Origin of the sequence: Herbidospora yilanensis (assembly GCF_001570565.1) — a bacterium.
GTDB lineage: Bacteria > Actinomycetota > Actinomycetes > Streptosporangiales > Streptosporangiaceae > Herbidospora > Herbidospora yilanensis.
This window is the reverse complement of record NZ_BBXE01000032.1, coordinates 141701-155861: the sequence shown is the minus strand read 5'-3', so window position 1 is coordinate 155861 and position 14161 is coordinate 141701. Positions and strand designations below refer to the sequence as shown.

The window sequence follows — 14161 nt, the reverse complement described above, 5'->3', positions numbered from 1 at the left end:
GCACATCACCGCCGACGTTCCAGAGAGGCACTGACATGCTTGAGACCGTCCGCGGACCACGCCAGTTGATCGTGGGCGAAGGAGTCGCGCAGAACATCCCGCGCGTGGTGGCCGAGTGCGGCTCGCGCGTCCTCGTCGTGACCGACCGGGTTCTTCTGGGACAGCCGGGCGTGGCCGAGATCGTGGCCGGCGTGCGGGAGAAGGTCGAAGTCGTCGGGGTGTTCGCCGACGCGACTCCGGACGTGCCGCTCACCGACGTCGCCCTGGCGGTCTCGGCCGCCGCGGAGGTGGACGCCGACGTGATCCTCGCCATCGGGGGTGGCACGGTGATCGACCTCGCCAAAATCGTCGGCGTCATCCGGCGCCACGGCGGGACGCCGCGCGACTTCTACGGCGAGTCGAAGGTGCCGGGGCCGACGATCCCTCTCGTCGCGGTCCCGACGACGTCGGGCACCGGCTCCGAGCTCACGCCCGTCTCGGTGTTGACCGACCCCGACCGCCTGCTGAAGGTGGGCGTCTCCAGCGTCCACATCGTGCCCGACTTCGCCATCGTCGACCCCGAGCTCACCTACAGCTGCCCTGCGACCGTCTCCGCCTACTCCGGCATCGACGCGTTCTGTCACGCGGTGGAGAGCTACACCGCACGACCCCGGGTCTACGGACCGCGCGACACGGTGGAGCAGGTCTTCCTCGGCCGCAACCCGGTCACCGATCACTACGCGCTCCTGGCCGCGGAGCGGATCGCCCGCAGCCTGCCCCGTGTCGTCAGGGACGGAGGCGACAAGGAGGCGCGCGCGGACATGTCCTACGGGTCGATGCTGGCCGGGATCGCGTTCTCCCACGCGGGCAACGCGGCCCCGCACGCCCTCCAGTACCCCATCGGCGCAGCCACCCACACACCTCACGGCCTGGGCGTCGGGCTGCTGCTGCCCTACGCGCTGGACGCGGCCAAGGACGCCATCAGCGACCGGTTGGCCGTCCTCGCCGAGGTGTGCGGGCTCGACGTGACCGACGCCTCCGACGCCGAGGCCGCGGACCTGTTCCTCACCTGGCTCGACAGGCTCCTCGCCGACATCGGCATCCCCGCCACCTTGGCGGACATCGGCGTGGCACGCGCCGACCTCCCGCGTTTCGCGGAGATGGCCGGTGGCGTCACCCGCTTGATCCAGAACCATCCGGGCCCGACCGACACCGCCAGCCTGACCGCGATCCTCGAAGCGGCCTGGACGGGGGACCGGACCCGGCACGTCCTGACTCCGGAACAGAGGTAGTGCCGGGTCGGTGGTCTACGGCTTGGTCTGGCTCAGCAACCAGCGGAGGATCGAGCCGTTGCCCTCTTCATAGGTGGGGCCGTACGCCGCGTGGTAGTCCGGGAGCGAGAAAGCCGCGTCCTCGTACTCGGTGTACTTCAGCAGGGTGTCGATCTGCTGGGGGGTCTTGCCCCGGGCGGTGTACGCGTTGGTCAGCAGGTTCCGCGTGTTGCGGGCTCCGCTGACGTTCAGCAGGTGGTCGTGCACACCGTGGGTGATCCACAGCGGGATCTCCGCGGTCGCGATGGCCGTCGCCTGCTGGGAGTTGACCGCGAAGCCACCGGTCACCAGCCCGCCGGCCCACATGCCGGGCCGCGCGGCGAACGCGTTCCACAACAACTGGGCGCCGTAGGAGACGGTGGTGGCGTATACCCGCTTCTTGTCGACGGAGAAGTCCTTGAGGAACTGGTCGAGCATCTTGACCAGCAGGTCGGCCTCGGCCGGGCCGCCCACACGCTGGTTCTGGGGCGCGACCACGATCACCTCTTCGTCGCCGCCCGTCCACTCCGGCTGCGACCACGCGGTCGCGGGGATGTCCGCGGCCACCTGGACCAGCAGGTTGTCGCCGTCCCAGCCCATGCCGTGTCCGGGCAGGACGACCATCAGCGGATACGTCTTCGCCGGGTCGTAGTTCTCCGGCAGGTGGTAGTGGTACGGCAACACCATCCCACCGGACAGGAAAGAGCCGTACTCGAAGTCGTCGACCAGCGGGTTGACCGGCTCTCTCGTCATCTTCCGCGGGGTCTCCGGCGTCGCTGCGGCCAGTAGCGGGCCCCGGCCGTTGCCGTTGCCGGGCTGCGCGAACACGTCCTTGAGCTGCGTCACCTGGGTGGGCAGGTCCGGGTTGATCTTCACCGAGCACAGGAACGTCGGGCACTTGGAGACGATCACCGTCCAGCCCGCGTTCTGGTCCGGGTCCAGCTCGATGATGACGTACCGGCCCCGCTGTGAACTGTGGTCGGCACGGGTGGCGACGGCGTTGTTGGTGTAGGTGTGGGTGACCGTACGTTCGGTCAGCTTGGGCAGGTCCCCGATGGGGTTGAACCGGAAGTTGTAGAGCGTGTCCTGCACGGAGAAGGTGGAATTGTCGAGCCGGCGCGGGTTGACGTCCGCGTTGTACTCGACCGCCACCGCGGACACCTTCTGACCGTAGGTGTAGACCGTTGTGATCGGGGTGACGCTCAGGATCGCCGTGTCCGGGTCATGGCCCGGGCCGGCATACGCGCCGGACGCCAGTCCCGAGGTCGTCAGCGTCAGAACCGAGGCGAACGCCACGACCCACTTGCCAATCTTCATCCTGTTTCCATCCTTGGCGTGGTCCGGCAGGGAAGTTACGGTCTGGTCGGAAGGTGCGGCGCCGAGGCCATGGATCCGATGGGATTCTCGGCATGGTCGCAGGGCGATTCGGCAACGGCGCCCGCCTGCCCTGATGGGCGGCTCGTCCGATGGCACCTCCTCCGGGCCGACATTGTTACGCGCATGCTAAATCGTATTAGCGCGTACTATTACGGCCGGTTTCATACATGTCAAGACTCGCGATCAGGTGCGGGTGACTCCGAACCACGACCGCAGGGTCGCCCGGAGGGTTTCGATCTCCGTGGGGCCGGGCCGGGGCGACGAAGAGGCCCAGGCCACATAGCCGTCCGGGCGAAGGAGCAAGGCGGTGGGTGCGGGGAGGTGGGAGCGCGCCGTGACGACGTCGACCTGGTCGTGCCGCAGGGCGGGTGTCTCCGCCAGCGACGCGTCTTCGGTCAGGTCGAGCAGCAGTGGGCGGGCGTTTCTGGTCAGCTCGGCCAGGCGGACCGGTCCGGCCGGGGTGTGCAGGTCCATGTCCGGGGCGAACCGGCCGGTCAGCGGGTGCGCCTCGGGGCGGCCCATGTCGTAGCGCACGTCGGCGCCGGCGAGGAGGCCGGCCAGGCGTTGTACGGTGCTCTGGTCGCGGAGCAGTTCGGTGAACACCTCGCGCAGTCCGGTGACGTCGCCGCCAGGGGCTATCAGGGCCGACTGCGCCTGCGCGTTCAGCACCATACGCCGGGCGGCCGATCGCCGTTCCGTCTCGTAGCTGTCCAGCAGTCCGGGCGGGGCGCTTCCCCGGATCTCGGCGGCGAGTTTCCAGCCGAGATTGACCGCGTCCTGCAGGCCGAGGTTGAGCCCCGGACCGCCTCCCGTGGCGGCGTACACGTGCGCGGCGTCGCCGATCAGGAACACCCGGCCGTCGGCGAACCGTTCGGCGATCCGGGTGTTGCCGCCGGTCAGCCGGCGCAGCACGTGCGGTCCCGGGCCGTCGGGCGGATCGAGGGGCACGTCGACGCCGAGCACGCGGCGGATGCTCGCCCGTAGTTCCTCCAGGCTCATGGGCGCGTCGGTCGCGGGCCTGTCCCATTCGGTGGTGCTGATCAGCGGTGGGTGGCCGGGCATCGGGGCGTACGAGAACCCGCCGTGTTCCGTGCGGAGGGGCAGGAACGGCAGGACGGCGCCGTGGCCGGGCACGTTCAGCGCACCGGTCGCGGGATCGACCCATTCCGCCGGGACCGTCGCGTGCGCCGAGCAGACGGTCATGCGGTCGTAGGTGACGCCGGGGAACGCGATGCCGGAGAGCTTGCGCGTGGTGCTGTGCGCGCCATCGGCGCCGACGAGGTACCTGGCCCGCAATCGGCGGCGCTCGCCCGGGCTCGCGACGTCGACGGTCACCGCGTCGTCGTCCTGCGACAGGCCGACGACCTCGTGTCCCCAGCGGATCTCCACGCCCAGTTCGGCGGCGCGTTCCCGCAGGACCTGCACGATGCGTCGCTGGGGGACCGGCAGGGCGTAGACGGGGCTGTCCCGCAGCAGGCTCAGGTCCAGGCCCATCGCGCCGAACATGAAGTACCCGGAGTTCGGCTGTGGCGGTCGCGGGCTGCCGCTGAGGCGTTCGTGCAGCCCACGGTGGTCGAGCATCCTCACGACCTGGCCGAGCAGCCCGTTGGCCTTCGGTTCCTCGCTGGGCTCGGTCAGCCGTTCCAGCACGATCGGCCGGACCCCGGCCAGGCTCAGTTCGCAGGCCAGCATCAGCCCGTTCGGGCCGCCGCCGGCGATGACGACGTCTGTGATCACGGGTTCTCCTCGGGTTCGTACGTGAAGGGCGAGGACAGGCTAAGCAGAAAGATGCGTACACGCAAATTTGCGTGCACGCAGCTAGGCTATGCTGGGACCGTGACGACGAGGCGGACGGGCCTGCGCGAGCAGAAGAAACAGGCCACCCGGGAGGCACTGCGCGCGGCGGCCCTGCGGCTGGCTCTTGAGCGCGGACCGGACAACGTGCGCGTCGACGACATCGCCGAGGCGGCCGGCGTCTCACCGAGGACGTACAACAACTACTTCTCCAGCCGTGAACAGGCGATCGTCGCCGCCGTCACCAGCGAACGAGAGGCACGGGTCGCGGCGGCGGTGGCCGACCGGCCCGACGGCGTCGGCCTCGCCGACGCCGTCGTCGAGGCCGTCGTGGATCAGTTCACCGCCTCGGCCGAACCCGGCCGGGAGGCGCTGCTGCTGCTGATCACCACCCGCCCCGCGCTGCGCGAGGCGTTCATCGGCACGACGGCCGCGATCGAACATCCCCTCGCCGAAGCCGTCGCCGGGCGTCTCGGCGACGGCGAGCCGCACACCGCACGGGTGCTCGCGGCGAGCGTGGCCGCCGCGGTCCGCGTGGCGCTCGAACAGTGGTTGCGGACGACCGTCTCGTCCGCCACGGCCGGCGGGCTCGTCGTGCCGGCCGGCTCGCTGGCGGACCTTCTGCGCACCACGCTCGCCCCCCTCAGGCCCGCACTCGACGCCGCGGAACAACGCGCACGCCGCCACCGGCAGCAGTGACCTGCCTCAGGAAACGGCCGACCACGTCCGCGGAAGAATCCCCCCATCTCAAGGCAGGAACCGGTCATGGACCTTCCCCGTATCTTCACCATCCGTGAGAGCAGCCACCGGATCCACAACCCGCTGACGGCGGGCAAACTCGCCGCCTTGGGCGCGTCGCTCCACCTCGCCCCCGGGACACGGGCGCTCGACCTGGCCAGCGGCTCCGGCGAGCTGTTGTGCACCTGGGCGCGTGACCACGGGATCACCGGCACCGGAGTCGACATCAGCACGGTCTTCACCGCGCGGGCCCGGGCCCGCGCCGCCGAACTCGGCGTCGCCGACCGAGTCGAGTTCGTCCATGGTGACGCGGCCGGCCATGTCGCGGACCAGCCGGTCGACCTGGCCGCCTGTGTCGGCGCCACGTGGATCGGCGACGGCGTCGCCGGCACGACCGAACTGCTCGGCCGCAGCCTGCGGCCCGGCGGACTGATGCTGATCGGCGAGCCGTTCTGGCGGCGGACCCCTCCGGACGAGGAGACCGCCAAGGCGTGCCACGCCACCTCCATCGCGGATTTCGTGCTCCTCCCCGAACTGATCGAGCGGTTCCAGGAGCTCGGGTACGACGTCGTGGAGATGATGCTGGCCGATCAGGACAGCTGGGACCGCTACGCCGCGGCCCAGTGGCTCAACCTGCGCCGCTGGCTCGACCGGAACCCGGACGACGAACTCGCCCCCGAAGTACGGGCGGAACTCACCACCGAGCCCGTTCAGTACGCACGTTACGGGCGTGAGTATCTGAGCTGGGGGGTCTTCGCCCTCATGAAGCGCTGACACCACGTCCCCTGTAACTTCGCGCGGGATCCGGACACTCATCAGGTTGTGACGGCATTCGACGAGTTCTATCTGGCCCATTACCCGGCGGTGATGGGCTACATCCGACGCCGTACGGCGTTACCCGACGACGCCGCCGACGCGATCGCGGAGACCTTCGCCACCGCGTGGCGCAAACGCGACGCGATTCCCGCCGAAGCCCGCCTGTGGTTGTTCGGCGTGGCCCGGCGGGTGCTGGCCAACCAGCGGCGGGCCGACGACCGGCACACCGCGCTGGCCGAACGGCTGCGCGGCGAACTGGCGACGCGACCGCGCACCGAACCCGACGGTGACACGGCGGCCGTGCGCGCGGCCTTCGCCCGGCTCAGCGACCTCGACCGCGAGGTGTTGTCGCTGGCCGGGTGGGAGGGGCTGACCACCGCCGAGATCGCGACGGTGCTCGGCTGCCCGCAGGGCGTGGCCCGGGTGCGCCTCCACCGGGCGCGCAAACGCCTCGCCCGGCTGCTCGCCGCGGCCGACCTCGATCTGTCCCGCTACGGCTCCCGCGCCGCATCCCTCGCGAAAGGACGCCCATGAACATCGACGAGATGGTGTCCCACATCAACCCGGCGCCTGGCGACGCCCCGGTCACCCCGGGCGCCCTGGCCCTGCTGGAGGAGGTGAAGAGACTGCCCGCGCCGAAGCGCCGCCGGGTCCGGGTGGCCGTGCCGCTCGCGGCCGTCACCGCCGCGGCCGTCACCTGGGCGGCGTGGCCGAGTTCGGCGGCGGCGCTCGACATCCGGCGCGACGGTGACTCCTATGTCGTCACCGTCAACGACCTGACCGCCGACCCGGAGACGTACCGGAACCTGCTGCGTGGCGTCGGCCTGGACATCGACCTGCGGTTCGTGCCCGCCGCGCCGAGCCTGGTCGGCACCGCGGTCCCGGTCGGCGGCCCGGACGCCGCGGACGCGGTCGGCTTCCTGTCGAAGGAGGGCGACTGCGTGCTCACCGACTGCATCGTCGGCCTGCGCATCAAAGTCGGCCATCCGGGCGAGATCGACATCCGGCTCGGCCGGGAGGCCGCCGCCGGAGAGCGGTACGCCATGCCCGGCCAGATCGACGCACCCGGTGAGCCGCTGCACTGCGTCGACTTCCGCGGCCTGCGCTTCGCCGAGGTGAAGGCGCTGCTGGCCGGGAAGGGTGTGCCGAACGTGTCGGCCGCCGGTGGCGCCGCCGAGGACGACTGGTTCGTCCACGACGGCGTCATGTGGGCGGCCGACACGGCGCTGCTGCTGGCCGGGCCGACCAGGGACGTGCCCCAGGACGTCGGCCCGGTGAACACCGGCGGCAGGTGCTGAAAGCCCTGGCGACGGATCAGTTGGCCTGGCCGCCGATGGCCTCGGCGTTGTCGTGGCCGATGATGAAGCCGGTGGTCCAGGCCAGTTCGACCCTTGGCGGCGTCGGAGGCTCGGTCGGGCTGGGGCTGGGGCTGGGGCTCGGGACGGGGTACACCCGGAAGATCCTGATGTCGCCGATCTCGCAGCGGGCCGGGTCATGCGACCAGACCTGGCCCGGCGCGATGGTGCCCAGGTCCTTCACCGGGTTGCTGAACCGGTCGAAGAGCCGGGCGACGAGCATCCGGTCGCCGGTGTTGGTCACGATGACCTTGCTGGCCGCCTTGAAGGGCGCGTTCCGGGTGATCTGCCTCGTCTCGGTGTCCGGCGAGCCGGTGAGGCCGTGGGCGACCAGCGTGTAGGCGACGTGGCCGTCGTTGGTCCCGACGGCGAGCGTGCCTTCCCACAGGTCGGTGTTCTGCTGGGTGAGGGTCTTCAGCACCACGCCGTTCTGCTTGATCTCGAGTTTGGTGGCGCCGGTGACCTTCCAGGTGACCTCGACGTCTCTGGGATCGCAGATGTCGATCACGCGATAGTTGGTGGTGAAGGACTCGATCTCGGGCTCGATGTTGCCCGCCGTGGCCTCGGCGTAGGTTCCGGACTCCACGTGGTCGGGGTGGTAGGGCGTCACGCGGAACAGATACTTGATGCCGGGCCTGAGGCCGGAGAAGGTGTGGGTCATGGTGCCGCCCCGCCCCGGGCTCGCGGGGATCTCGGTGTGCTCGGGCACCTCGCCGTGGCCGCCGACCCGTATGCGGTAGAGCTTGTAGAGCTCTTCGCGGTCGGTGTTGTCCGTCCACTGCCAGGTGATGGACGTGTCCGTCTGGGCGACGATCCTCATGTCGGTCGCGCCGGGCAGGTTGACGTCCTTCGTCTTCGAGCACCACGTGGTTTCGGTCTGACTGGGGCGGTGGTTGTACGCGGTGACGCGGAAGCAGTAGACCGTCGCCTGCTTCAGGCCGGTGAACTGCTTGGACGGCGACTCGGCCGCCATCTCCGAACCGGCCTCCACCCACTGCTCGGAGGTGGCTTCCCGCACGGCGTACCTGTATCCCTCGGCGTTCCCGACCGGCTTCCACCAGAACGTCGCGGTGGACGTCGTGACGTCCTGCTTGACCCACTGCGGTTCGCTGGTCACGGGAGCTGCGATCATGTAGTCCCGGCAGCCGAGTTCCCTGTCGGCGACCGTCCCGGCGGCCAGGTTACGGGCTCTGACACACACGGTCCGCCGGCCGGTGTCGAACACGCCGCCCTTGGGCACGACGAAGTCGAAGCCGTGGTGGTAGCCGTATTCGGGCAGGTCACGGCCGACCTCCTCGCGATACTGGTTCGCGACGGCGGTGTGCACGACCTTCCCGTCGGCGACGACGTCGACCGTCACCGGGCTCGTCTTGGCGTCGTCGTCGACGACCCACCCGACGACCCGCAGATCCACACCGGTACGGATCGACTCGTCCAGCGAACCCCACGGCAGGTGCCGCACCGAATAGGGCTTGCACCCGCTGTCGACGTGGGCGCCCGGACCCTTGTTGATGAAGACCAGGCAGACCCGGTGCTCCCCGTCGGCCGGATCCGCCGGCACCAGGGCGTCGAACCCGTGGTGGTTCCCGTAGCCGGAGTTGTCGTCCCCGACATCGGTTCGCGGCGTGTCGGCCGTGATCGAGCCCAGGAACTTGGTGGTGTCGTACACGTCGATCTGCACCGGGGCAGTGGAGTCGGGGTCGATGACCCAGCCCTTCACCCGCAGCTTGTCACCCTCGCGGGTCACCGACTCCCAAGCCCCGAACGGATCGACCTTGATCGTCTTGGTGACGCAGCCCACCTTCTTGTGCGCCCCTGCGCCGATGTTGCGCACCGTGGCGCAGACCTGGCCGCCGGCCCGAGGCGGGACGAGGCCGTCGAACTTCTGCGACCGGTTCTGGTTGGCCGTCACACTGCCGACATCGGTGCCGTCGACGGAGATGTCGACCGTGACCACCGCGGTGGGGTCGCTGGGGTCGTAGGCGGTACCGACGACCTGGATCCCGTTGAGCTGGCGGATCACCGCGGAGAGACCGCCGACGGGGTCGTGGGACCCCGGCTCCTCCGGGTCACCGGTGCAGATCGGGCGGGTGTCGCCTTCCCTGCAGCCGGGGTCGGCGGCGGCGGGCGTGCCGCCGGTCACCACCAGGGGGGCGAGTATCAGGGCGAAGGACAGGACCGTCCTCGTTAAGCGCCGCACAGAGGCTCCTCCTCGGGCCGTGGGCGGGGCGGAGCGGAACCCCGCCCCTGACTCGAAGATCGTTTCTGATGCGTCTTGGGTCTTGGTTGCGCCTCGTCCGGGTGTCTTGGACCTCGGTTGCAACCCACTGGTCGGCTCGGTGAACCCGCACTGCCGTGGCGGTCGAGCCGCCCCCGGCACCTACGGCTGACGGCCCAGACCCGCCTCCCTGGCCTGGACGATGGCCTGCGCCCGGTCGGCGACCCGGAGTTTGGCGAACACGTTCGACACGTTGTTGCGGACCGTCTTGGGGGCCAGGAACAGGCGCTCGGCGATCTGCCGGTTCGACAACCCGGCCGCGATCAGTTCGAGCACCTCCCGCTCGCGGGTGGTGAGCTGCGGGAACGGCTCCGACTCGGGGACGACCGGCAGGCGGGCGAAGAACCGGGTCACCCGTGAGGCCAGCGCGGGGCCGAAGATGACCTCGCCGCTCGCGACCGCCTTGATGGCGCGCAGGATCTCGGTCTGGTCGGCGCCCTTGACCAGGTAGCCCCGGGCTCCCGCGCGCATCGCGGCGAACACGGTCTCGTCGTCGTCGTGCATCGTCAGCACCAGCACGCCGATCTCGGAGGTCTCCGCGACGATCCGCTGCGTCGCCGTCACGCCGTCCATGACGGGCATGCCGAGGTCCATCACGACCACCTCCGGGCGCAGGCCGAGGGCCTTCTCGACCGCCTCCCTGCCGTCGGCGGCGGTGGCGACCACGTCGACCTCGCCGGTCGAGGCGAGCAGCATGCGCAGCCCGTCGCGGTAGACGGGATGGTCGTCGGCGACCAGCACCCGGGTCACGCGGGCACCGCCAGCGGCAGGACCGCGTGGACCCGCGTCCCGGCGGCGCCGGCGGTGATCGTGCACCGGCCGCCCAGTTCCTCGGCGCGTTCGCGCATGGCCAGCAGGCCCACTCCCGTCACGTCCCCCGTCTGTCCCGCGCGGCCCAGGCCGCGCCCGTCGTCGACGATCTCCACCTCAAGTGTGCCGCCGGTCGCGATCAGCCGCACGTCGCAGCGGCCCGCCCGCGCGTGGCGGGTCACGTTCACCATCGCCTCGCAGCCGATCCGGTAGGCCGCCACCTCGGCCGCCGCCGGCAGCCCGGTCAGGTCTCCCGCCGTCGTGACCACGATCGACAGCGACCCATCGCCGAACCGTTCGGCCGCGTGGCGGAGGGCTCCCGCGAGGCCGAACTGGTCGAGCGCCGGCGGGCGCAGGTCGTGGACCAGCCTGCGCACGTCGGCCAGGACCGTCGACAGGTCGCCGCGCACCTGGCCCAGCGCCTCGCGGGCCAGCGCCGGGTCGCGCTCCATCAGGTTCCCGGCCGCCTCGACCTTCAGCGCCGCCGCCGCCAGCGTCGGGCCGAGACCGTCGTGGAGGTCGCGGCGCAGCCGCCTGCGCTCCTCCTCGACCCCGCCGACCAGGCGTTCGCGGCTCTGCTGCAACTCCTCGGTGAGCGCGGTGGCGCGCACGGCCGCCGCCGCCTGTCGCACCACGTCGGCGAGCAGCCGCTGGTCGGCCTCGGCCAGCCGGGTCCCGGCCCGGGGGACCAGGGTCAGCCGGCCGATCTCCACGTCGCGGTAGGCGAACGGCAACACGACCACCCCCTCGTCACGCCTGGCGCCGTGTTCGACGGCCATCACTCCGCCGCCGGAGCGGTCGAGCTCGACCCGTACATAAGGAGACCGGAACGCCGACGCGACCGCCGAGGCGACCGCGAGCAGCAGCTCCTCCGGGCCCGCGCTCTCCTCCAGGCGGCGGGCCAGCGCCGACACCACGTCGTAGGGCTCGCCGCGCAGCAGGCCGCCGACGCGCTTCTGGATCCACGACCGCAGCGGCGCGTAGAGCACGGCCACCACGCCCGCCGCCAGGACGGCCGCCATCGGCTCCTCGACCAGCGCGCTCATGCCCGCGAAGACCGCCACGTCGACGACGACGACGGCGGCGGCCAGCGCGCCGTAGACCAGCGTCCAGCCGAGGACCGGGTCGATGTCGTAGAGCCGGTAGCGGCCGACCGCGATCAGCACCGCCGCCGCCAGCGCGACGGTCCCCGCCACGAACACCACGTCGGCGGGCAGCCAGCCGGCCACCAGGGGAGCGGCCAGCAGCACCACGTTGAGCAGCCCGGCCAGCAGCATCCACCGCAACTGCGCCCGCCGCTCACGGCCCGCACCCCCGAACCGGACGGCGAACGCCGCCAGCGCCGGCACCAGCGTCACCACGATCAGCACCGGCGCGAGCCCGAACAGCGACCGCCACACGTCGTCGGGCAGGCTGACCAGCGGCGGATCGAGACCGGGCCACGGGCCGCCCGGCTCGACGACATGCCACGGGACGGTCAGGAATACCAGCACCGCGAGCCCGGTCCCGCCCAGGCTCAGCCACGCCGGACGCCGCCAGCGGGCCGACGGCAGCCTCCCGTCGGGGAAGAACAGCAGGATCAGCGGTGGCAGCAGGTTCATCAACGGCCCCAGCCGCGCCCCCGCGTAGAAGGCCGGCGCGGTCAGCGGCAGCGCCCCGCCGTGGCGGGTCAGCGAATAGGCCGCCCACGCCGCCCCCAGCCCGTTGAGCGCGCCGACCAGCCCGCCCCCGAGCAGGATCCACGTCATCGCGTGGCGCGGCAGCCGCAGCGCCAGCACCGCCCCCGCGAGCGCCAGCGCCACCGCCGGCACGGTCGACGACCACGGCGAGAACGAGATCGGCCCCGGCCGGGTCACGGTCCCCGTCTCGATCTCGGCCCACGTCGTCGGCACGGCCGCGATCAGGCAGAACGCCGCGATCGCGAGCGCGGCGACGGTGGAACGCGAGACGGAGGACAACATCCGGACAGCGTGGCACACCTCCGGATCCGCCCGGCAGGGACCGGCGTCCCGGCAAGAACGGGACATCTCTCCGGTCTCCGCTCCCTGGGCGCCCGGGACGCCCGGTCGGGACGGTGGCCTCCATGGAAACCACCCTCACCACACCGGTCCGCACGTCGGGCCTGCTGCTCACTCTCGGCGCCACCGCGTGGGCGATCGGCACGTTCATCGTCGGCGACGACATCTACCAGGGCATCCAGACCCTCGACACGGTCACCGGCATGCTCTTCGTCGTCGGCGTCTTCGCCTGGATCCTGACGGTGTCGAAGAAACGCCTCGCGGGCGACGGGGTGGCGCGCTTCGTCCCGTACGCGCTGATGGTCACGCTGCCCTGCGCGTTCCTGCTGAACGCCCTGTCCTTCGGCTACGCCAGGCACGAGGACTTCCCGCTCTGGCTGGCGATCCTCGACGCGAGCTGGCCGCTCAGCCAGTTGCTCCTGCTGGTGCTCGGCATCGTGATGGCGGCCGGGAAGCGGCTCGACGGGGCGCTGCGCTGGCTGCCGCTGCTGGCGGGGATGTGGTTCCCGGTCACGATGGCCGCCTCGATCGTCGGCGGCGACACCGTCAGCACGATCGTCAGCGGCATCTGGCTGATCGGCACCTTCGGAGCGCTGGGCGTCCTCGTCGCCGCCCAGCCCCACCGACTCCCTTAGGCCGTGACGCCGTCAGCCGGGATGGCTTGGCTGCCAGTGGTGAGCCTCTGGTGACGACTTGAGTGTGCCCCAAGGGCATGGTGTTCGCTCTTGAGCGCGGCAGCCGATTCGAACCTGAGAGGACCGTGCCCATGGATGCGAGGAGTCGCGCGCAAGCCGCGGCATCGAGGCCCCTGACGCGGGAGGGCTCCCGGCCGTTCGGCGCGCACCTGCGCATGAGCTGGTGGAAGGCGCTCGTGGTCGTCATCGTTCCGTCGCTGGCGATGCTGGTCATGCAGATCGTGTTCTACCAGCTCGTCGGCGTCATCGAGGGCAGCGACGATCCGCTGGCGGCCACCTTCACGCCGTTGAAGTTCCTCGCGGTCAACGTGAGCGTGGGCGCGGCGGGTGTGCTGGCGATCGTGCTCCTGGTGTGGATGGCGAAGGTGCCGTGGCGCAGTCTGATCAGCGCGCCGCGGGCGTTCGACCCCCGCCGGTTGACGGAGTATCTTCTCGGCGCGGCGCTGCTGGTGGGCACCGGGATCGGTGTCGTGGCCCTGGTCGCCCCCGACGCGCCGGGCTGGACCGCCTTCGGTGTGAGCGCCACGACGATCGCCATGCTGGTGCTCGTCTTCTTGACCACTCCGATCCAGGCCGCCGGTGAGGAGCTGATGTTCCGCAGCGCCGTGCTGCCCGCCGCCGCATCGTGGGTGCGCGCGGTCCGCCCGGCTCTGGTCGTCGGGCTCGTGGTCGCCGGCCTGGCCTTCGCCGTGATGCACGGGTCGACCGACCCCTGGTTGTTCGGCTACTACCTGGTGTTCGGCATCTGCGCCGGGCTCATGGCGATCATCAGCCGGGGCGTCGAGGCGCCCGTCGCCTTCCACGTCGCCAACAACGTGCTGGCGACGACCGTGAATACACTGATGGCGGACGGCGAGGCGTTCCCTCTCGATCGATCCACCGACACCGGTGACGCGTCCCTGCTGATCCTCGCCGCCGTCAACGTCGGCATGGTCGTCCTGGTCCGGCTGCGCGAGCGGCGTCGCCGGACCCGCCGAACCGCGTGAGGAGG

The 14161-nt window shown here is 71.0% G+C and carries 12 protein-coding genes; 7 read left to right on the top strand and 5 right to left on the bottom strand.

Translation table 11 applies throughout. The features are described from left to right. The first annotated feature begins 35 nt into the window (after window positions 1-35). Window positions 36-1271 (top strand): iron-containing alcohol dehydrogenase, encoded by a 1236-nt coding sequence (locus tag AW273_RS25935; RefSeq protein WP_062353273.1) that lies wholly within the window; start codon window positions 36-38, stop codon window positions 1269-1271. A 15-nt stretch (window positions 1272-1286) separates the two neighbouring features. Here the strand turns inward: AW273_RS25935 and AW273_RS25930 are convergent, their stop codons facing one another. Then, on the bottom strand, window positions 1287-2606 hold the full coding sequence (locus AW273_RS25930; RefSeq protein WP_062353270.1) for a hypothetical protein: 1320 nt from the start codon (window positions 2604-2606) through the stop codon (window positions 1287-1289). Window positions 2607-2849: 243 nt separating this feature from the next. Beyond that, complete coding sequence (locus tag AW273_RS25925) at window positions 2850-4403, bottom strand: FAD-dependent oxidoreductase (protein WP_062353266.1); 1554 nt, start codon at window positions 4401-4403, stop codon at window positions 2850-2852. Between the two features lie 99 nt (window positions 4404-4502). Here AW273_RS25925 and AW273_RS25920 point away from each other — a divergent pair, with 99 nt between their 5' ends. The 4 genes from AW273_RS25920 (at window position 4503) to AW273_RS25905 (ending at window position 7312) form a co-directional block, all read left to right on the top strand. After that, window positions 4503-5159 carry a TetR/AcrR family transcriptional regulator gene (locus tag AW273_RS25920; RefSeq protein ID WP_062353263.1) on the top strand — a complete coding sequence of 219 codons (657 nt, stop codon included), beginning with the start codon at window positions 4503-4505 and terminating at the stop codon, window positions 5157-5159. Between the two features lie 66 nt (window positions 5160-5225). After that, complete coding sequence (locus AW273_RS25915; protein ID WP_062353261.1) at window positions 5226-5972, top strand: methyltransferase domain-containing protein; 747 nt, start codon at window positions 5226-5228, stop codon at window positions 5970-5972. A 48-nt stretch (window positions 5973-6020) separates the two neighbouring features. After that, window positions 6021-6548 (top strand): RNA polymerase sigma factor, encoded by a 528-nt coding sequence (locus AW273_RS25910; protein ID WP_062353258.1) that lies wholly within the window; start codon window positions 6021-6023, stop codon window positions 6546-6548. Beyond that, entirely contained in the window at window positions 6545-7312 is a 768-nt protein-coding gene (locus AW273_RS25905) for a hypothetical protein (RefSeq protein WP_062353255.1), read from the top strand. The genes AW273_RS25910 and AW273_RS25905 overlap by 4 nt, the downstream gene beginning before the upstream one ends. Before the next feature lie 16 nt (window positions 7313-7328). Here the strand turns inward: AW273_RS25905 and AW273_RS25900 are convergent, their stop codons facing one another. The 3 genes from AW273_RS25900 to AW273_RS25890 form a co-directional block, all read right to left on the bottom strand. Beyond that, entirely contained in the window at window positions 7329-9569 is a 2241-nt protein-coding gene (locus tag AW273_RS25900) for a fibronectin type III domain-containing protein (RefSeq protein WP_157556146.1), read from the bottom strand. A gap of 180 nt (window positions 9570-9749) precedes the next feature. After that, the gene (locus tag AW273_RS25895; RefSeq protein WP_198168356.1) at window positions 9750-10397 is read right to left on the bottom strand and encodes a response regulator transcription factor; all 648 of its coding nucleotides are present in this window, start codon (window positions 10395-10397) and stop codon (window positions 9750-9752) included. Next, window positions 10394-12418 (bottom strand): sensor histidine kinase, encoded by a 2025-nt coding sequence (locus AW273_RS25890; protein WP_062353250.1) that lies wholly within the window; start codon window positions 12416-12418, stop codon window positions 10394-10396. Before AW273_RS25890 ends, AW273_RS25895 begins: the two co-directional genes overlap by 4 nt. Window positions 12419-12540: 122 nt before the next feature. On the opposite strand from AW273_RS25890, the gene AW273_RS25885 reads away from it, so the two are divergent. Together AW273_RS25885 and AW273_RS25880 are read left to right on the top strand one after the other, a co-directional pair. Next, window positions 12541-13110, top strand: a complete 570-nt coding sequence (locus AW273_RS25885; protein WP_062353248.1) for a hypothetical protein — start codon at window positions 12541-12543, stop codon at window positions 13108-13110. A 131-nt stretch (window positions 13111-13241) separates the two neighbouring features. Next, a complete protein-coding gene (locus AW273_RS25880) occupies window positions 13242-14156 on the top strand; it encodes a CPBP family intramembrane glutamic endopeptidase (RefSeq protein WP_062353246.1) in 915 nt (304 codons plus the stop codon). The last annotated feature ends 5 nt before the right edge of the window (window positions 14157-14161 follow it).